At 61.8% G+C, this 17,025-nt stretch carries 20 protein-coding genes; 12 read left to right on the top strand and 8 right to left on the bottom strand.

Features of this window, described 5'->3' with window-relative positions; all coding sequences use genetic code 11:
• Positions 1 to 6 precede the first annotated feature (6 nt).
• A complete protein-coding gene (locus tag HGO40_RS17765) occupies positions 7 to 906 on the top strand; it encodes a TIGR01777 family oxidoreductase (protein ID WP_250964066.1) in 900 nt (299 codons plus the stop codon).
• A 13-nt stretch (positions 907 to 919) separates the two neighbouring features.
• On the top strand, positions 920 to 1,945 hold the full coding sequence (gene hemH, locus HGO40_RS17760; RefSeq protein WP_250964065.1) for a ferrochelatase: 1,026 nt from the start codon (positions 920 to 922) through the stop codon (positions 1,943 to 1,945).
• A 144-nt stretch (positions 1,946 to 2,089) separates the two neighbouring features.
• On the opposite strand, the gene HGO40_RS17755 is transcribed toward hemH, so the two are convergent.
• The gene (locus HGO40_RS17755) at positions 2,090 to 3,364 is read right to left on the bottom strand and encodes a uracil-xanthine permease family protein (protein ID WP_250964064.1); all 1,275 of its coding nucleotides are present in this window, start codon (positions 3,362 to 3,364) and stop codon (positions 2,090 to 2,092) included.
• A 2-nt stretch (positions 3,365 to 3,366) separates the two neighbouring features.
• Positions 3,367 to 4,005: a uracil phosphoribosyltransferase gene (upp, locus tag HGO40_RS17750; RefSeq protein ID WP_250964063.1), complete on the bottom strand. Its 639-nt coding sequence runs from the start codon at positions 4,003 to 4,005 to the stop codon at positions 3,367 to 3,369.
• Between the two features lie 162 nt (positions 4,006 to 4,167).
• Here upp and HGO40_RS17745 point away from each other — a divergent pair, with 162 nt between their 5' ends.
• Both HGO40_RS17745 and HGO40_RS17740 read left to right on the top strand, forming a co-directional pair.
• Positions 4,168 to 4,725 (top strand): hypoxanthine-guanine phosphoribosyltransferase, encoded by a 558-nt coding sequence (locus tag HGO40_RS17745; protein WP_053125250.1) that lies wholly within the window; start codon positions 4,168 to 4,170, stop codon positions 4,723 to 4,725.
• A gap of 3 nt (positions 4,726 to 4,728) precedes the next feature.
• Positions 4,729 to 5,202, top strand: a complete 474-nt coding sequence (locus HGO40_RS17740; protein ID WP_250964062.1) for a WbuC family cupin fold metalloprotein — start codon at positions 4,729 to 4,731, stop codon at positions 5,200 to 5,202.
• Between the two features lie 139 nt (positions 5,203 to 5,341).
• On the opposite strand, the gene dauA is transcribed toward HGO40_RS17740, so the two are convergent.
• Positions 5,342 to 7,084, bottom strand: a complete 1,743-nt coding sequence (gene dauA, locus HGO40_RS17735) for a C4-dicarboxylic acid transporter DauA (RefSeq protein WP_250964061.1) — start codon at positions 7,082 to 7,084, stop codon at positions 5,342 to 5,344.
• A 329-nt stretch (positions 7,085 to 7,413) separates the two neighbouring features.
• Between dauA and HGO40_RS17730 the strand changes: the two genes are divergently transcribed.
• The 3 genes from HGO40_RS17730 to HGO40_RS17720 all read left to right on the top strand — a co-directional run bounded on the left by HGO40_RS17730 (position 7,414) and on the right by HGO40_RS17720 (position 8,896).
• A complete protein-coding gene (locus HGO40_RS17730) occupies positions 7,414 to 7,899 on the top strand; it encodes a hypothetical protein (protein WP_250964060.1) in 486 nt (161 codons plus the stop codon).
• A 61-nt stretch (positions 7,900 to 7,960) separates the two neighbouring features.
• The gene (locus HGO40_RS17725) at positions 7,961 to 8,248 is read left to right on the top strand and encodes a PA4642 family protein (RefSeq protein ID WP_250964059.1); all 288 of its coding nucleotides are present in this window, start codon (positions 7,961 to 7,963) and stop codon (positions 8,246 to 8,248) included.
• Between the two features lie 189 nt (positions 8,249 to 8,437).
• Positions 8,438 to 8,896, top strand: a complete 459-nt coding sequence (locus tag HGO40_RS17720) for a hypothetical protein (protein WP_250964058.1) — start codon at positions 8,438 to 8,440, stop codon at positions 8,894 to 8,896.
• Between the two features lie 63 nt (positions 8,897 to 8,959).
• Here the strand turns inward: HGO40_RS17720 and mqo are convergent, their stop codons facing one another.
• On the bottom strand, positions 8,960 to 10,465 hold the full coding sequence (gene mqo / locus HGO40_RS17715; RefSeq protein ID WP_250964057.1) for a malate dehydrogenase (quinone): 1,506 nt from the start codon (positions 10,463 to 10,465) through the stop codon (positions 8,960 to 8,962).
• A 738-nt stretch (positions 10,466 to 11,203) separates the two neighbouring features.
• Positions 11,204 to 11,437 (bottom strand): hypothetical protein, encoded by a 234-nt coding sequence (locus tag HGO40_RS17710; protein ID WP_014340171.1) that lies wholly within the window; start codon positions 11,435 to 11,437, stop codon positions 11,204 to 11,206.
• 364 nt (positions 11,438 to 11,801) lie between these two features.
• On the opposite strand from HGO40_RS17710, the gene HGO40_RS17705 reads away from it, so the two are divergent.
• Positions 11,802 to 12,386, top strand: coding sequence for a YajG family lipoprotein (locus HGO40_RS17705; RefSeq protein ID WP_003205489.1), 585 nt, complete (start codon positions 11,802 to 11,804; stop codon positions 12,384 to 12,386).
• A 238-nt stretch (positions 12,387 to 12,624) separates the two neighbouring features.
• Here HGO40_RS17705 and HGO40_RS17700 read toward each other — a convergent pair whose 3' ends face one another.
• Entirely contained in the window at positions 12,625 to 12,831 is a 207-nt protein-coding gene (locus tag HGO40_RS17700; RefSeq protein WP_058544127.1) for a hypothetical protein, read from the bottom strand.
• 225 nt (positions 12,832 to 13,056) lie between these two features.
• On the opposite strand from HGO40_RS17700, the gene HGO40_RS17695 reads away from it, so the two are divergent.
• The gene (locus HGO40_RS17695; protein ID WP_250964056.1) at positions 13,057 to 13,338 is read left to right on the top strand and encodes a hypothetical protein; all 282 of its coding nucleotides are present in this window, start codon (positions 13,057 to 13,059) and stop codon (positions 13,336 to 13,338) included.
• A 237-nt stretch (positions 13,339 to 13,575) separates the two neighbouring features.
• Here HGO40_RS17695 and HGO40_RS17690 read toward each other — a convergent pair whose 3' ends face one another.
• Complete coding sequence (locus HGO40_RS17690; RefSeq protein WP_250964055.1) at positions 13,576 to 14,739, bottom strand: 1-acyl-sn-glycerol-3-phosphate acyltransferase; 1,164 nt, start codon at positions 14,737 to 14,739, stop codon at positions 13,576 to 13,578.
• Between the two features lie 142 nt (positions 14,740 to 14,881).
• Here HGO40_RS17690 and HGO40_RS17685 point away from each other — a divergent pair, with 142 nt between their 5' ends.
• The 3 genes from HGO40_RS17685 to HGO40_RS17675 are packed head-to-tail and all read left to right on the top strand — an operon-like array spanning position 14,882 to position 15,999.
• Positions 14,882 to 15,064 (top strand): CPXCG motif-containing cysteine-rich protein, encoded by a 183-nt coding sequence (locus HGO40_RS17685; protein WP_250964054.1) that lies wholly within the window; start codon positions 14,882 to 14,884, stop codon positions 15,062 to 15,064.
• Positions 15,065 to 15,075: 11 nt separating this feature from the next.
• Positions 15,076 to 15,336 (top strand): putative signal transducing protein, encoded by a 261-nt coding sequence (locus HGO40_RS17680; protein WP_250964053.1) that lies wholly within the window; start codon positions 15,076 to 15,078, stop codon positions 15,334 to 15,336.
• Positions 15,337 to 15,375: 39 nt separating this feature from the next.
• The gene (locus HGO40_RS17675) at positions 15,376 to 15,999 is read left to right on the top strand and encodes an SOS response-associated peptidase (RefSeq protein WP_207964445.1); all 624 of its coding nucleotides are present in this window, start codon (positions 15,376 to 15,378) and stop codon (positions 15,997 to 15,999) included.
• 306 nt (positions 16,000 to 16,305) lie between these two features.
• On the opposite strand, the gene HGO40_RS17670 is transcribed toward HGO40_RS17675, so the two are convergent.
• Positions 16,306 to 17,025, bottom strand: coding sequence for a DUF4198 domain-containing protein (locus tag HGO40_RS17670; protein ID WP_250964052.1), 720 nt, complete (start codon positions 17,023 to 17,025; stop codon positions 16,306 to 16,308).

The raw sequence follows: 17,025 nt of genomic DNA, 5'->3' as shown, positions 1-17,025 counted from the left end.
CATCTCATGCACATATTGCTGACCGGCGGTACTGGTTTGATCGGACGTCAGCTCTGCCGCCTCTGGTTGCAGCAGGGACATCGCTTGACGGTATGGAGTCGCCGACCCGAAGAGGTGGCAAAAATCTGCGGGACATCGGTGCGAGGTATTGCCAGGCTGGACGAAATTGACGAGCCGGTGGATGCAGTGGTCAACCTTGCGGGGGCGCCGATTGCCGACCGTCCCTGGAGCCACAAACGCAAGATGTTGTTGTGGAGCAGTCGCATCACGTTGACCGAAGTTTTGCTGGCGTGGCTGGAGCGTTGCGAGCAGAAACCGCAGGTGTTGATTTCCGGTTCCGCGGTGGGTTGGTACGGCGACGGTGGCGAGCGTGAATTGACCGAGGAGTCGGGACCGGTGAGCGAAGATTTCGCCAGCCAGTTGTGCAGCGCCTGGGAAGAAACCGCGCAACGGGCCGAGGCCTTGGGCCTGCGCGTGGTGCTGGTGCGTACCGGCCTGGTCCTGTCTGCCGAGGGCGGCTTTTTGTCGCGGTTGTTGCTGCCGTTCAAACTGGCGTTGGGCGGGCGTATCGGCAATGGTCGGCAGTGGATGCCGTGGGTTCACATTGACGATCAAATCGCCCTGATTGATTTTCTTCTGCACCGCACCGATGCCAGCGGTCCTTATAATGCGTGCGCGCCGAACCCGGTGCGCAACCGCGATTTTGCCAAGGCCCTGGGGCGCGTCTTGCATCGGCCGGCCGTGGTGCCGATGCCGGAGCTTGCGCTGAAGGTCACGCTGGGGGAGTTGTCCTTGCTGTTGCTCGGCGGCCAGCGCGCCACGCCGGCCCGATTGCAGGCGGCGGGTTTCACATTCCGGTTCACTGATTTGCCTGCGGCCCTGGAAGACTTGTCCAGCCGCCTTTGAAATAGGACGTTGCATGACCGATCACGCGTTGCTTCTGGTGAATCTGGGTTCGCCTGCCTCCACCTCGGTGGCCGATGTGCGCCGCTACCTCAATCAATTCCTGATGGATCCGTATGTCATCGACCTGCCATGGCCGGTGCGGCGCTTGCTGGTATCGCTGATCCTGATCAAGCGTCCCGAGCAGTCGGCCCATGCCTACGCCTCGATCTGGTGGGAGGAGGGTGCGCCGCTGGTGGTGCTCAGTCGCCGGCTGCAACAGGCCATGACCGCGCAGTGGACCCAGGGTCCGGTGGAACTGGCGATGCGTTATGGCGAGCCGTCCATTGAATCGGCGCTCGTGCGGCTGGCGAGCCAGGGACACAAGAAGATCACCTTGGCGCCGTTGTACCCGCAGTTCGCCGACAGCACCGTGACCACGGTGATCGAGGAGGCCAAGCGGGTCGTGCGGGAAAAGAAACTCGATGTGCAGTTTTCGATCCTCCAGCCGTTCTACGATCAGCCGGAATACCTCGACGCCCTGGTGACCAGCGCCAAGCCGTACCTGATGCAGGAACACGATCATCTGTTGTTGAGTTTCCACGGCCTGCCGGAACGGCACCTGACCAAGCTCGACCCAACGGGGTTCCATTGCTTCAAGGATGCTGATTGCTGCAAGAACGCGCCGCCGGAGGTGATGGCAACCTGTTATCGCGCGCAATGCATCCGCACCGCCGAACTGTTCGCCCAACGCATGGGGCTGGCGGACGGCAAATGGTCGGTGTCGTTCCAGTCGCGCTTGGGACGGGCCAAGTGGATCGAACCCTACACCGAGGCGCGCCTGGAAGAACTGGCTAAAAGCGGCGTGAAGAAAGTGTTGGTGATGTGCCCGGCGTTCGTCGCCGACTGCATTGAAACCCTGGAGGAAATCGGCGATCGCGGCCGCGAGCAGTTCCGCGAAGCGGGAGGGGAGGAGTTGGTGCTGGTGCCTTGCCTCAATGATGAGCCGCAGTGGGCGAAGGCGTTGAGCACCCTCTGTGAACGGGCGCCGATAGCTTTGTGAGGTTCTAGGGCCTCATCGCGAGCAAGCTCGCTCCCACAGTGGGTCTCGAGTGGTCACAAAATTTGTGTTCACAACAGATCCCCTTGTGGGAGCGAGCTTGCTCGCGATGGCTATCTGACTGACAACAAAGCCTTCAAGCTTGAGTCAGATCAGCGGCTCATCCACCTTCTTTTGCTTCCAACCGTCATTACCCGGCAGCAGCAGGTTCAGCGCGATCGCCACCACCGCGCACAGCGCGATGCCTTTGAGGCCGAAGTCGTCCGGGCCGGTGCCGGTGCCCACCAGCACGCCGCCGATGCCGAACACCAGCGTCACCGAAACGATCACCAGGTTGCGTGCCTCGCCCAGGTCGATCTTGTGGCGGATCAGCGTGTTCATGCCCACCGCCGCAATCGAACCGAACAACAGGCACAGGATCCCGCCCATCACCGGCACCGGAATGCTTTGCAGCAGCGCGCCGAATTTGCCGATGAACGCCAGGCTGATGGCAAAGAGCGCCGCCCAGGTCATGATCTTCGGGTGGTAGTGCTTGGTCAGCATCACCGCGCCGGTCACTTCGGCGTAGGTGGTGTTGGGCGGGCCGCCGAACAGGCCGGCGGCGGTGGTGGCAATGCCGTCACCTAGCAACGTGCGATGCAGGCCGGGTTTTTTCAGGTAGTCGCGACCGGTCACGCTGCCCACGGCAATCACCCCACCGATGTGCTCGATGGCCGGTGCCAGGGCGACCGGCACGATGAACAGGATCGCCTGCCAGTTGAACTCCGGCGCGGTGAAGGCCGGCAGGGCGAACCATGGCGCGGCGGCGATTTTCGCGGTATCCACGACGCCGAAGAAAAACGCCATGGCAAAGCCCACCAGCACGCCGGAAATGATCGGCACCAGGCGGAAAATACCTTTGCCGAACACCGCGACGATCAAGGTCGAGAGCAGGGCCGGCATCGAAATCATCATCGCGGTCTGATAATGAATCAGCTCGGTGCCGTCGCCGGCCTTGCCCATCGCCATGTTGGCGGCAATCGGCGCCATGGCCAGGCCGATGGAGATGATCACCGGGCCAATCACCACCGGCGGCAGCAGCCGATCGATGAACCCGGTGCCCTTGATCTTCACCGCCAGGCCCAGGAAGGTGTAGACGAAACCCGCCGCCATCACGCCGCCCATGGTCGCGGCCAGGCCGAACTGGCCCTTGGCGAGGATGATCGGGGTGATGAAGGCAAAGCTCGAGGCCAGGAACACCGGTACCTGGCGCCCAGTGACGACCTGGAACAGGATCGTTCCCAGGCCGGCGGTGAACAGCGCCACGTTAGGGTCCAGCCCGGTGATCAGCGGCATCAATACCAGCGCGCCGAAGGCGACGAACAGCATCTGGGCACCGGACAGGATCTGGCGCCAGAGCGGATCGTTGAACTCGTCTTGCATGCTCAAGCGTCCTTCTGCTTGGTGCCGAAGATCTTGTCGCCGGCATCGCCCAGGCCCGGGATGATGTAGCCATGTTCGTTGAGTTTCTGGTCGATGGACGCGGTGTAGATGGTCACGTCCGGGTGGGCGTCCTGCACGGCCTTGATGCCTTCGGGGGCCGCGACCAGCACCATGGCGCGGATGTCCCGGCAACCGGCTTTTTTCAGCAGGTCGATGGTGGCGACCATGGAGCTGCCAGTGGCGAGCATCGGGTCGATGATCATCGCCAGGCGCTCGTCGATTTCCGGCACCAGTTTTTCCAGGTAGGTGTGCGCTTGCAGGGTCTGCTCGTTGCGAGCCACGCCCACGGCGCTGACCTTGGCCCCGGGGAGCAGGCTCAGGACGCCCTCGAGCATGCCGATGCCGGCGCGCAGGATCGGCACCACGGTGATTTTCTTGCCAGCGATTTTCTCGACCTGGACCGTACCGGCCCAACCGTCGATGTCATAGGATTCCAGCGGCAGGTCCTTGGTGGCTTCGTAGGTGAGCAGGGCACCGACTTCCTGGGCCAGTTCACGGAAGTTCTTCGTGCTGATGTCGGCGCGGCGCATCAGGCCGAGTTTGTGTCTGATCAGCGGGTGGCGGATCTCGAGGATGGGCATGGGGAAGGCTCCGGCGGCGGGCAAAAAAACCGGCCTAGATTAATCTATCCGAGGGTGTTGTCCTATAGACAATACAGAACGTTAGTCCACAAACGCTTGATCTGGCCGGGCGGGATGCGTACCTTTGCCGGCTTTTCCGAACCCTGCCCCTTGGAGAGCGCCATGTCCGCTGATCTCGAGCATATCCGTCAAATCATGCGAGAGGCTGACTGCCTGTACACCGAAGCCGAAGTCGAAGCGGCCATCGCCCGTGTCGGTGCGCAAATCAACGAGCAACTGGCCGATGCCAATCCGGTGGTGTTCTGCGTGATGAACGGCGGGCTGATTTTCTCCGGCAAGCTGCTGACCTACCTGAACTTCCCCCTGGAAGCGTCCTACCTGCACGCCACTCGTTATCGCAACGAAACCAGCGGCGGCGACCTGTTCTGGAAAGCCAAGCCAGAAGTCTCGTTCATCGACCGCGACGTGCTGATCATCGACGACATCCTCGACGAAGGTCACACCCTGGGCGCGATCATCGACTTCTGCAAACACGCCGGCGCCCGTGCCGTGCACACCGCCGTGCTGATCGACAAGGACCATGACCGCAAGGCGCGGCCGGACTTGAAAGCCGATTTCGTCGGCCTGCCGTGCATCGACCGCTACATCTTCGGCTACGGCATGGACTACAAAGGTTACTGGCGCAACGCCAATGGCATCTTCGCCGTCAAGGGCATGTAATCGATGACTCGGCCAAGCTTTCTGGAACAAGCGCTGTTCGATGAGTTGGCCGAGAAAGCCGCGGCCAATCCTCGCGGGCGGCAGCACCATAATTTCCATGGGATGGATGAGCCGTGCCATCGCATGGCGGTGGGGCTGCAGCCTTCGACCTACATCCCGCCGCACCGTCACCTGAGCGCCGACAAGGCGGAAACCTTGCTGGTGCTCAAGGGCCGATTGGGGGTGTTGATTTTTGACGAGGCCGGTGCGGTGGTGGACAAGCGCATCCTGCAGGCCGGCGGCGATTGCCTCGGCGTCGACTTGCCGGCTGGCGTGTATCACGGCTTGGTGGTGCTGGAAGCCGACAGCCTGATGTTCGAATGCAAGGCCGGCCCTTACCGGCCCGTGGGCGAGGGCGAACTGGCTCACTGGGCGCCCCGCGAAGGCGAGGCCGGCGTGGCGCAATACCACGCCTGGATGCGCGCCCAGTTCGACTAGCACCTGCTTTTGTGGCGAGGGAGCTTGCTCCCGCTTGGGTGCGAAGCACCCACCTGCAATTGCACAACTCCACCCATGGGGCTGCTACGCAGCCCAGCGGGAGCAAGCTCCCTCGCCACAAAGGCTCCCTTGCCACAGATCAGGCAAGGCTTGCGTGAGCGGTGCTGCCAGCCGCCAGCCATTGCTCGCTCTTGACCCGCGCCTGCTCCAAAGTCTGCACATACGCCAATTGCCGCTGTTCGCGATGAATGCCGGCGCGTCGCAATTTCAGGCGTACCCGGGGTGCGGTCGCGACCAGGATCAGGCCGATGCCGTGCTTGCGGTAATCCTTCAGGATATTTTCCAGCGCGGCCAGGGCGGTCATGTCCAGCATCGGCACGGCGCTCATGTCCACGACCACTACACGAACGCCCGGGTCGAACCGGCGCAGCACATCCAGGGCCTTTTCCGCCGCGCCGAAGAACAGCGGCCCACGAATCCCGTAGCAGCGTACATGTTCGGGCATGTCCAGCAGGGCCTGGTGGAAGTGGCGCGGCAGTTCGGCACTGTCGGTCAGTTCGCTCATGCGCTTGATGAACAGCCCGGCGGCGAGCAGCAGGCCGACGGCGACGGCCAGGACCATGTCGAACAGCACCGTCAGGCCCAGGCAGGTCAGCAGCACCAGTACGTCGCTGCGCGGGGCGATGCGCAGGGTGTGCAGCACATGCCCGGCTTCGCTCATGTTCCAGGCGACCATCACCAACAGCGCGGCCAGTGCGGCCATGGGCAAGTAACTGAACAGCGGCGCCAGCAGCACAATCGCCACCAGCACCACGAGGCTGTGGATGATCGCGGCCAGCGGTGAAGAGGCGCCGCTGCGCACATTGGTGGCGCTGCGGGCAATGGCGGCGGTGGCGGTGATGCCACCGAACAGCGGCGCCACCAAATTGCCCAGGCCCTGGCCCAGCAGCTCGGCGTTGGGGTCGTGCTTGCTGCCGGTCATGCCATCCGCCACCACCGCGCACAACAAGGATTCGATGGCGCCGAGCATGGCGATGGCAAAGGCGGGCGCCAGCAGTTGGCGGATCAGGTCATAGGACAGGATCAACCGATGCCCCTGGCCGTCCGGCAGGTTCCAGGGCCAGTCGAAGCTCGGTAGAAAGGGCGGAATGCCCGGGTGAGCGATGCCATCGACAACGTAGCTGAACCGTTCGCCCAGCGTCGCGATCGGCCATCCGCCGCGTTCCATCGCCAGCCCCAGCAGCGTACCCACCAGCAGGGCCACCAGATGCCCGGGCACCCGGGGCACCCAGCGCGGCCAGGCAATCAGTACCGCCAGGCACGCGGCGCCGATGAGCCCATCGCCGAGACGGGCACCGGGCAGCGCCACGATCAATTCCCCCAGTTGTTCGATGTAGTGTTTGGCTTGGCCTGCGGTGGTCAGCCCCAGCAGGTCCTTCAGTTGCAGGGTAGCAATGACCACGCCAATGCCCGCGGTGAAACCGAGGATGACCGGGTAGGGAATGTACTGGATCAAGCGGCCGGCGCGGATCAGGCCCAGGGCGATCAGGATCAGGCCGGCGAGCATGGTGCACAACAAGAGGCCGCCCAGGCCGTATTGCTGGGTGATGGGCAGCAGGATGACCACGAACGCCGCTGTCGGCCCGCTCACGTTGAAGCGTGAGCCGCCAGTGAGGGCGATCAGCGGCGCTGCCACCAACACCGTGTACAGGCCGTGCTGCGGCGGCACGCCGACGGCAATCGCCAGGGCCATGGCCAGGGGGATGGCGATAATGCCGACGGTCAGCCCGGCCACCAGATCGCCGCGCAGGCGTTCGAGGGTGTAACCGGCCCGCCAGGTTTGGCGCCAGGCGGCGAACAGCGGTGGGGCGGAGAAGGACATGGGCACTCCACACAAAATGAACGGGCGTTACATCTGGACCTGCCGAACAACGATCCCTGTGGCGAGGGAGCTTGCTCCCGCTCGGCGGCGCAGCCGGCGTAAAACGGGTCGACGCGGTTTGCCAGGGGAATCGCAGTCGCCTGTTGTTGGGGCGGCTGCGCCACCCAGCGGGAGCAAGCTCCCTCGCCACACAGGCATGCGCCAGTGAGATCGACGCTGATGGCTCTTTGAGTATGCCGCGCCCGCTGCCCGGATGTATTGATCCGGATCGCTTATTTTTACCGGCGGTGCTCATGCTAGAGTGCCCGGCCAAGACCCTGGAGCTTGCCATGCGTGTATCGATCCGCCGTTGCGCCATTTTGTTGTTGATCGCCGGTCTGCCTTTGACGGCCGTGGCCGCGCCGATGCACAGCCAGTTCCTGCCACCGGATGACCTGGTGGTGCGCCAGGAACAACCTGAACAGCAGCAGTTGCTGCAAGTGACCGAATATTCGGTGGTGCTGGGTAACCAGCGCCAGTCCAACCAGCAACCGATCCCGGTCACTTCGCCCCTGCTGGTCCGTCTCAAGGGCAAGCCCTTGAACAAAGGAGCGACCGTCAGCCAGGTGATCCTCAACTTCGACGGCGAAAGCAAAAGCCTGAAAAAACCGGCCTTCGACGAGGCGAGCAAGACCCTGACGCTGTCTTATCCACAGGCCCAGTACCGGGTGGTCATCGATCTGTTGCGCAACAACACGGTCTATGTGCAGTTCCTCACTTACGCCAACGGCCATATCTGGGCCGACCTGCACACCGGCGCCGAACGCCCGCGTTGAGCCCCGGGGCCTGCCGGGGGTAAACTGCCCGCCCCGTGAATTGTGCGAGTTGGAGCCGGCAATGCGTAAAGACAAGAAACAAGTGATTGGCGACGAGATTGGCGATGAACAGATCAAGCTGTTCCTCGATTTCGAACCGGTCGATGCCACTTCGCCGTCGTTGCACAAACTGATCAAGGCCTACCGTGGCCTGCGGGTCGACGATTTCGAGCGCTTCCTGATGTTCTTCGTCGAGGCCGGCCATGACCTCAACGGCAAGGATGAGCACGGCAACGATTTCGTTGCGCTGATCAAGGATCAGCGAAATGCCGAAGAGTACATCGCGTTGATCAACAAGGCGCGCGGCTGAATCAACGCCTATCAACGCTCTTCGGAGCGTTGAATATTCCGCTTGTATGCAACTAACTTTTTCTTTTTTACAGCGCTCTGAAAGGTTATGTCACCATTCGGGCTGTTCTGTTTTATTTGAAATTCCATTACCTTTGCGTTCGAAGCCAAGTGGCTTTTACGTCAGTGTCTTAATGGAGTTGTATTGGTCATGGAAGATCAAAAAAAGTGTATCGCCGGCGTGCTGCTGTCCTTGGCGGCGTATCTGGCAAGTTCCGCGGCCTGTGCGCGGGATGAAGTTGTCAATGTCGAGATTCACAATGCCACGGTAGACGATATTGTTCCTGGTAGCGGCTTTAGCTGGACTGATTATTGGGCCGGTTCGGGCCACAACTTTTGGATAAGTCCGAGTGAGAGCCAGGAGCTGAAGTACTACCTGCCTCAGTCACGCTCCAAGGAAGAGGCTTTTAGCTACACGCAAGACAGTCGCATCTGCCATTTCAGTTTTGGACATGTCGCACGAAGACCGATCAGCGAAGGGGCAATGCCTTTTCGTCGCTGGGTCAAAGCGGAGCCGACGGGTTATTGTGTCGCTCAATTGATTGATGTAGAAGACGATGATGACTATGTTCGTAACGGCGGAACACGCATCAAATTCACCATGAAATAACGCCGCGGAAAATAAAAAGCCTCCCGTTTTGCACGGGAGGCTTTTTATATTGGCGGCAAGGTATCAGGCGTAACTGTGCGCCTTGCTGTCTTCGACCAACTCCAACGCAATGTTGTTCTGCGCATTGATCTTGCGATACAGCGCCGCGTCGGTTTCCAGCACTTTTTCCCGAGCCGGAAAGATCTCCGCGAGCTTGGTAGCCCACTCGCCCTTGGTCTTGTCCGGGAAGCAACGTTCGATCAGTTCCAGCATGATCGACACGGTCACCGATGCACCCGGCGATGCGCCGAGCAGGGCGGCGAGGGTGCCATCCTTGGCTGCCACCAGTTCGGTGCCGAATTGCAGGACGCCACCTTTCTTTGGGTCTTTCTTGATGATCTGCACCCGTTGGCCGGCCACTTCCAGGCGCCAGTCTTCGGCTTTCGCCTCGGGGTAGAAGCGGCGCAGGGATTCCAGGCGCTGTTCCATGGACTGCATCACTTCGCTGATCAGGTACTTGGTCAGGTCCATGTTGTCCCGGGCCACGGCCAGCATCGGGCCGATGTTGCCGGCACGTACCGACAGCGGCAAGTCCATGATCGAGCCGTGCTTGAGGAACTTGGTGGTGAAACCGGCGTAGGGTCCGAACAGCAGGGATTTCTTGCCGTCGACCACGCGGGTGTCCAGGTGCGGCACCGACATGGGCGGCGAACCCACCGCGGCCTGGCTGTAGACCTTGGCCTGGTGGTGCTTGACCACTTCCGGGTTGTCGCAACGCAGCCACTGGCCGCTGACCGGGAAGCCGCCGAAGCCCTTGCTTTCCTCGATGCCCGAGGCTTGCAGCAGCGGCAGCGCCGCGCCGCCGGCACCGAGGAATACAAACTTGGCGTCGACTTCGCGGGTGCTGCCGGAATTGACGTCCTTGATGCTCACGGTCCAGCCGCTGCCGTTGCGCTTGAGCCCGGTAACGCGCTTGCAGTATTTGACTTGGGTGTCCGGGGCGCTGGTCAGGTGCTTGAGCAATTGGTTGGTCAGCGCGCCGAAATTGACGTCGGTACCGTTCATGACACGGGTGGCGGCGATGACTTCATCGTCTGGCCGGCCAGGCATCATCAACGGCATCCACTCGGCCATCTTGGCCTTGTCTTCGGTGTATTCCATGTCGGCGAAGGCGTGATGCTGGTGCATCAACTCGAAACGCTTCTTCAGGAACGCCACGCCTTTCTCGCCTTGCACGAAGCGCAGGTGTGGCACCGGGGCGATGAAAGACTTGGAGGAGCCGAACGTGCCTTTTTTGGTCAGGTACGTCCAGAACTGTTTCGACACCTCGAACTGGGTGTTGATGTGCACGGCTTTCTTGATGTCGACAGTGCCGTCGGCCGCCTGGGGCGTGTAGTTGAGCTCACACAGCCCTGCATGGCCGGTACCGGCGTTGTTCCACGGGTTGGAACTCTCCGCGGCACCGGAATCCATCAGCTCGACGACTTCCAGCGAGATCGCGGGGTCGAGCTCCTTGAGCAGCACGGCCAGGGTGGCACTCATGATGCCGGCCCCTACCAGAACTACATCGACTGCTTCGTTATGCGCCATTTAACGCGTCTCCAAAATCTGCAGCACCAAATTGTCGGCATAGCGGCCAGGAGTGGCGGGGCAGGTCAGTTGCGCCCCAGTGATCCATGGCCAGGATCGCCATGTCCGAATCTTCGCAATTTTTCGCACCTACTGCGGATGCATGCAGCCTGGCCTCAAGAGTCACATGAACTCATTTAAGCGCCGGGCGGGCAATTCGACTTTTGGCCGAGACATCCGTTCGTGCAACCAAATCCGTAGCGGACAGGCTTCAGGCGCCGGTTCTTGAGCGATATCCGGTCCTGTGTCGTTGGGCTGTTTCAGACGCCAATGGTGCTTGTTCAGACGCAAAACTCTTCATTTGCTCGCCACACTCTCGTGAAGTTGTGAAAACCCGTTTTTTCACGCTCTTTTGAAGACGTGAACCTCAAAAAAGGGCTGTCCCAGCCTGGCACTGCGCCCGGTTTGGTTGCCCCCATGGAATACATGACAGGCAAAACGGGCAGACAGCTCAGTGACCGAGCGTAATGACAGCTCTGCAGATTCGCGAAAAGTGGTGATTTGCCTGGAGGAACAGCAAGCGCGCCAGCTTCACTCGATCTGTGTGGGCGGCTCTCTGTGGGCGGTGCGGGGTGCCAATACCAGCGCATCAGCGGTGTTGCGCGGCCCGATCAGGAGACGTCCTTATAATCGGGGGGAGATTGTATCGAAGAAACGCAGGGAAATGGTCGTGTTTAATGACTTTTATTAGCCGTCCGGTCAGATGGTCAACAGTTGCCGGTTGCGTGCGCGGGCACGAAGCGGTTGCACGCGGGCGCTGGCGGGCAATGGCTGGTGCAACCAGTTGAGACGGATCTCATCGATTTCCACCCAGCCTTCGCCCATGGGTTGCAGGCTGCACTGCTTGAACGCCTGGCAACGGCCGTTGCGATCGAGCAGGGCGAAGCTGCGGTGATGAGGGCGCGGGGTGAACAGCGAAATGAGGAAGCGCATGAGCGGATACCGGGTCAGGAAGCTTGAAGCAAGCCTGACAGCGAGCCATGACATACCGGTGTAAGGATCGTGACAATGGGGTGACAGGAACCGCCAATCACGGCTCGTGTCAGACATTTCAGTATCCATCGCAAGTCTTAGTGGCCTGTGTGGCTAATTCGTGCACTCAACTTCGGCGCCAGAACTTGCCAGCCTGCGTTGCCATTCCTCGCCGTAGCGGGCTACGACTCGTCATGGCGCCTTGCCTGGCAAGCCCTGGCACTCGAATTTGAGTACTCGAATTAACCGTACAGGCCACTAGTTCACCGCGATGGCGCACCGCTATACTGCCGGCCTGTTTGTGCCCGATTCTGGAGAGAAGAGCATGTTGCAACGCCTGTTGTTCGGTTTGATCGCTGTGACCAGTCTGACCCTTGTCGGCTGCGCCCACAGCCCGCAACAACTTAACCCGGAGCCCAAGCTCAATGCCCAACTGGCCCCTGTGGGGCGTGGCCAGCCGGTGGTGGTGCGGGTCGTGGACGGTCGTCCGTCGCCGACACTCGGCACCCGCGGCGGGTTGTACCCGGAAACCAGCGTGATCACGGTGCAGGGCGCGCAGATCCTGCCCAAGTTGCAGGCCCAGGCTGAAGCCGCAGTACGTCTGCTGGGCTTCACGCCGACCGCCAATGCCTTGAATGCACCGCAACTGACCGTGACCTTGGCCGAGCTCAAGTACCAATCGCCCAAGGAAGGCATGTACGTGACCGAAGCCACCATCGGCGCGACCTTCCGCTCCGACGTGCAGAACGCCAACCGCCGCTACAGCGGTCGCTACGGTGCGTCCCTGGACCAGCGCTTCGGCATGGCACCGAACCAGGACACCAATACCAAGCTGGTCAGCGATGTCTTGAGCGATGCCCTGACCCGGCTGTTCAAGGACCCGACCATTGGCCAGGTGCTGGCTGAGTAAGTAACGAACCCCTATCCCCTGTGGGAGCGAGCTTGTGTGGGAGCGGGGGTGGGGGGGGCGGGGGGGGGGGGGGTGGTGGGTAGTGGGGGGGGGGCACGGGCTCGGGGGGCGGCCGCCGGCGCCCCGCGCGCGTGCCGGGCGCGCGACTCTGCGGCCGCCCCCCCCACCCCCGGGCGCCCCCCCCCCCCCCCCCCCCACACCGACTCGCTCCCACAGGGGTTTTTTATGGGCGAAATTCTCAGGCTGCCTGGGAATAGAACTCCAGCACGCTGATCCCGGTCAGCAGGTCTGTCTCCGGCAGGTCGGCGTGTGGATGGCCGCCGAGGGCGCAATACACCAGCCAATGGCGGTCCTGCACATTGAAGGACAAGCTGTCGACGAGGTTCTGTTGTTCGTCGCTCGGGCTGATGAGATAGAGGCGATCCTGGTTTTCGGCGTGCAGCATGACGGGTTCCGTGAAGGTTTGAAGGGCGACAGAGTGGCCTAATCAGATGACGAAACGGTGACGGGGGAAATTAATCTTGGCTCCCTCGCCACAAAGGAACCCAGCGCCGCGATGGGATCGTTACTGGTCGGAAAACACGGCGCAGGGCGACAGGCTTTCGGTAGAATCCGCGCCCTGTTCGTAGGCCACGGGCATGTCCTGTCCGTTTTTCCCTTGAGGTTCGTGATGTCGTCGCATCTGTTTTCGCTGTTCGCCGCCCACCCCGCCAAACTGATCAACCTGCTCGCGCTGCTGTTTGCCTGCCCGGGCGGCTGGGTGCTGCATGCGACGCGTCGCCGGGAACAACGGGCGCGGGCCTGCCTGCAAGCACGCAGTGGCAATGGCGAGGAACGCTTCGAAGCATTGCTGGACCTGGCCACCCAGCGCATGAACCGGTTTTTCTACCGGTTTGGCTTCGGCTGCCTGGCGCTGGCGGTGCTGGTGTCGTGGATCAGCACGCAGTTCTAACGCAGTAGCCTTGCAAGGCAATCGAGGATCGCTTTGCAAAAGTGTTTGCAGGGCAAATGAGGGTTGCCTGGCAAAAGTGCTTTTGTGGCGAGGGAGCTTGCTCCCGCTGGGCTGCGAAGCAGCCCCCGTCGAAGGTCCACTCAAATCACTGCAAGCCCGTTTTGCGATTGCTGCGCAATCGAGCGGGAGCAAGCTCCCTCGCCACAGAGGCCAAACCAGGCCCTCGCAAGCCCGGCTTTAAAGCGCCAACCCGGCCTTGACCCGATACTGGTTACGCACCGGCGTCGCATATTGCAGCACCAGGAACGGTCGGTGTTCCGGCGGGCATGCGTCCAGTCGGCGTTGCCATTCTTCCTGGGCCTTGGCCAACTCATCAGCACCAAACCCCTCGGCCGCCGTCGGCACCTGCAACTGCGGGTCGGCGTCGGCCCATTGGGCGTAGGCCAGGTAATGCACCGGGAACAGCCGATAGCCGCCGAGAATCTGCCGGTCCATTTCCAGGGCCAATTGCTTGGTGTCCTCGAACAGCTCGGTGATGGGCGCCGCGAAGTTCACATGGACCCGGCCCTTGTAGCCGGTGATGCCCTTGGCGATGCTCACGTCGTCTTCGCCCGGGGCCTTGGTGTAGGTGCCGGTGGTGGCGCGGATGTACAACTCGCGGGCCTTGGCCTGGTCGCAAGGGTCGTATTCGTAGCTGATCGATACCGGCGTGAGGTTCAGTGACTGGATCACCTCACCGAACGGCTCGTCCTTGCGGCTCATGTGGAACATCTTGAGGATCGCCGATTCGGTCCGGTCGTCACCGTCCTTGGCCCGCCCTTCGGCTTGGGCGATCCAGATCGAGGCGCAGTCGTTGCGGAGCGAATGGTTGATATACGCCGACAGCAACTCGTACGCCGCCATTTTTTCCCGCCGCCCGGTGATGGAGCGGTGCACGATGATACTCTTGTTCAGGCGCATCAGGTCGCTGACAAAGGGCTTTTGCAGCAGGTTGTCGCCAATGGCGATGCGCGGCGTCGGCAGGCCGGCGTGGTACACGGCGTAATTGACGAAGGCCGGGTCCATCACGATATCGCGGTGGTTGGCGATGAATAGGTAGGCACTGCCGGACTTGAATTGCTCCACCCCGGTGTAGGTCACGCCATCGGTGGCGCGCTCGATGGTGTGGTCGACGTAGAACTCCACCTTGTCCTGCAACGTAGCGACCGAGGTCACACCGGCGAACTCACGGCGCAATCTTTGCGCTATAAGGGGTTTGAGCATCCAGCCGAAGGCGCCGGCCAGGCGTGGGAAGCGGAAGTGGGTGAGGATATCTAGAAACGCCTTGTCGCCGAGCAGCCGTGCCAGCACCGCTGGGACTTCGCTGTCGTCGTAAGGTCGGATGGCATCGAATTCGCCCATCATGCTCTCTTGTTGGAAACGGCTAGGGTAAGTAAAGGTTCGATCGAAAAAACGACGGGGCACGGCCTGGAAGATAAGCCAGACGAAAATAGCCCTGCAAATAGACCGGCGATTATACGCACAAGTCACTTGGGAGACCGCGATGCTGGAAGAGGCTAGTTATGATTGTCCCTATTGTGGGGAGGAAATAGAGACAACCGTGGACCTGTCCGGCGGTGACCAGACCTACATCGAGGACTGTCAGGTGTGTTGTCGGCCGATCACCTTTGTACTGCAAGTCCATGAAGAAGAGTGGCATCTCGAAGTCTTCAGCGAAAACGAGTGAAGGGGGCGCCCATGCAGCGAATCTACGAGCTGGACAACTTGATGGAAGGTGAGTTGCTGCAAGGCATGCTCGCCAGCGAAGGCGTCACCGCGCACCTGGTGGGGCGTGACCTGGTCGGCGGCGTGGGGGAGTTGCCGATGCATGGATTGCTCGGGCTGGCGGTGGAAGACGACCAGGCGCAATACGCCCGGGAGTTGATCGCCGCGTACAATGCGGCGCTGCCGCTGCCGGGTGACGAACCGGACAGTTATCGCGGCACGCTGGTCTGTTAGGCTGGCGGTCGTTCGTTCGATCAAGAGTCGTGTTGCCCCATGTGTGGACGTTATGCCCTGTTTCGCTGGAACCCCGCCTTCGCGGCCCTGCCCGGTTTTCCCGCCGATCAGAAGGCCCAATGGAATATTTCGCCCAACGATTCGGTGCTGATGCTGCGGGCCGGCGCCGAGGGGCAGCGCGAGCTGGCCCGGGCGCGCTGGGGCCTGACGCCGCCGTGGCTGACCGACCTGTCCCGCACCCCGGCCCATGCCCGGGCCGAAACCGTGGCCGAGCAACCGATGTTCCGCGAGGCCTTGCGCCTGCGCCGCTGCCTGCTGCCGGCCAACGGCTTCTACGAGTGGCGCGGGGGTACGCGCAAGCGTCCGTACTGGCTGACGCCGGGAGAGGGCTCGTCGTTGTTTTTTGCCGCGATCTGGGAAGCGTATCCGGTGCAGGAACAGGTGTGGTTGAGCACGGCGGTAATCACCCAACCGGCGGCGGGTCAACGCCGGCCGTTGATCCTGGACGAAGAAGGCCAGCGCCTGTGGCTCGACCCCGAGACCCCGCTGCATGCCTTGCAAGGGCTGTTGGCCAGCGAGCCGGCGCCACTGCGCGAGCGGGTGTTGGCCAACATGGTCAATGATCCGAAGCTCAATGGGCCGGAGTGCTTGACGCCGGCTTGAGTTTTGCGGCGCTTGTATTGGCCCCATCGTCGGATCGCCGCCCGGAGCAGGCTCGCTCCCACAGTGGATTACAGGTGTATTCAAATTTCTCGTACACCCACCATCCCTTGTGGGAGCGGGCTTGCTCGCGAAAGGGGCGTGACATCCAACATTCATGCAAACTGACCCACCGCTTTCGCGAGCAAGCTCGCTCCCACACTAGGCTGCGGGTGTTCACAAAAGTGTGGTCCCCGCCAATCCCCTGTGGGAGCGAGCTTGCTCGCGATGGCATCGTGTCAGTCAACCTTGCTCCCATAGGTTCTGAGGTTACTCGTGATGCGGCTCACCCAGGAACGTCAGCGAGGTGAACACGCCACGGGTGTCCACGTCCTTGTTGTCCTTGAGCTTGATTTCCATGTGCGCCGCGATCACATTCAGTCCTTCGTTGCGCACCAGTACCTTGGCCCGGCCCTCTGCGTCGGTTTCCGTCGAGACGGTGTTCGGCGCGCTGCGGTAGTCGCCCACCAGTTTCACCCCGGCCGCCGGTTTGCCGTCCAGCAGCACCCGGACCGGCAATGGCTGGCCTGGGCCTACGGTCAGCGGGTCGACTTCCGGCAGGATCACGAACTTGATCGGTTCCAGCGCTGGCAGTTTCGCCCCAGGCTCATAGATCGCCAGGCTGTACTTGAACGTCTGGGTCGCTTCGACCGCCCCGGGCACTTTGCTGCGGCCTTCGTTGATCCACTTCTTGTCCGCCGTCTGGGACCACATGCCGTTGTCCAGCGCCACCGCCAATACGGCTGGCGGCTTGAGCGGTTGCAGGCGGGCGTGGTCCGGCAGGCGTTCTACGGTGACCGGAATCATCTTGCCGCCCAGGTCATAGGCCCAGGCACCGCTGATTTTCTGCGCCTTGAAGGCATTGTCTTCGGCACCGTGGCCGTAGATCACTTCGATGTTGCCGCGACGCTGTTCGGTCCACAGGCCATGGGCCGAGGCCTGCGCGGCCAGGAGCAGGCCAAGCAGGGCGAAGGTCTTGGGGTATTTCAT

It is taken from the genome of Pseudomonas sp. CG7, assembly GCF_023701885.1.
Classification (GTDB): domain Bacteria; phylum Pseudomonadota; class Gammaproteobacteria; order Pseudomonadales; family Pseudomonadaceae; genus Aquipseudomonas; species Aquipseudomonas zanjanensis.
Note: the sequence above shows the minus strand (reverse complement) of the source record. Positions and strands in the feature narration are given on the sequence as shown.

Excerpts from the sequence above, each read along its gene's own strand:
- HGO40_RS17670 (WP_250964052.1), bottom strand. The coding sequence starts at position 17,025 with ATGAAATACCCCAAGACCTTCGCCCTGCTTGGCCTGCTCCTGGCCGCG.
- HGO40_RS17720 (WP_250964058.1), top strand. The coding sequence starts at position 8,438 with ATGGAAGATCAAAAAAAGTGTATCGCCGGCGTGCTGCTGTCCTTGGCG.
- HGO40_RS17700 (WP_058544127.1), bottom strand. The coding sequence starts at position 12,831 with ATGCTGCACGCCGAAAACCAGGATCGCCTCTATCTCATCAGCCCGAGC.
- mqo (WP_250964057.1), bottom strand. The coding sequence starts at position 10,465 with ATGGCGCATAACGAAGCAGTCGATGTAGTTCTGGTAGGGGCCGGCATC.
- HGO40_RS17685 (WP_250964054.1), top strand. The coding sequence starts at position 14,882 with ATGCTGGAAGAGGCTAGTTATGATTGTCCCTATTGTGGGGAGGAAATA.
- upp (WP_250964063.1), bottom strand. The coding sequence starts at position 4,005 with ATGCCCATCCTCGAGATCCGCCACCCGCTGATCAGACACAAACTCGGC.
- hemH (WP_250964065.1), top strand. The coding sequence starts at position 920 with ATGACCGATCACGCGTTGCTTCTGGTGAATCTGGGTTCGCCTGCCTCC.
- HGO40_RS17740 (WP_250964062.1), top strand. The coding sequence starts at position 4,729 with ATGACTCGGCCAAGCTTTCTGGAACAAGCGCTGTTCGATGAGTTGGCC.
- HGO40_RS17725 (WP_250964059.1), top strand. The coding sequence starts at position 7,961 with ATGCGTAAAGACAAGAAACAAGTGATTGGCGACGAGATTGGCGATGAA.
- HGO40_RS17675 (WP_207964445.1), top strand. The coding sequence starts at position 15,376 with ATGTGTGGACGTTATGCCCTGTTTCGCTGGAACCCCGCCTTCGCGGCC.
- HGO40_RS17730 (WP_250964060.1), top strand. The coding sequence starts at position 7,414 with ATGCGTGTATCGATCCGCCGTTGCGCCATTTTGTTGTTGATCGCCGGT.
- HGO40_RS17745 (WP_053125250.1), top strand. The coding sequence starts at position 4,168 with ATGTCCGCTGATCTCGAGCATATCCGTCAAATCATGCGAGAGGCTGAC.
- HGO40_RS17680 (WP_250964053.1), top strand. The coding sequence starts at position 15,076 with ATGCAGCGAATCTACGAGCTGGACAACTTGATGGAAGGTGAGTTGCTG.
- HGO40_RS17705 (WP_003205489.1), top strand. The coding sequence starts at position 11,802 with ATGTTGCAACGCCTGTTGTTCGGTTTGATCGCTGTGACCAGTCTGACC.
- HGO40_RS17695 (WP_250964056.1), top strand. The coding sequence starts at position 13,057 with ATGTCGTCGCATCTGTTTTCGCTGTTCGCCGCCCACCCCGCCAAACTG.
- HGO40_RS17710 (WP_014340171.1), bottom strand. The coding sequence starts at position 11,437 with ATGCGCTTCCTCATTTCGCTGTTCACCCCGCGCCCTCATCACCGCAGC.
- HGO40_RS17690 (WP_250964055.1), bottom strand. The coding sequence starts at position 14,739 with ATGGGCGAATTCGATGCCATCCGACCTTACGACGACAGCGAAGTCCCA.
- dauA (WP_250964061.1), bottom strand. The coding sequence starts at position 7,084 with ATGTCCTTCTCCGCCCCACCGCTGTTCGCCGCCTGGCGCCAAACCTGG.
- HGO40_RS17765 (WP_250964066.1), top strand. The coding sequence starts at position 7 with ATGCACATATTGCTGACCGGCGGTACTGGTTTGATCGGACGTCAGCTC.
- HGO40_RS17755 (WP_250964064.1), bottom strand. The coding sequence starts at position 3,364 with ATGCAAGACGAGTTCAACGATCCGCTCTGGCGCCAGATCCTGTCCGGT.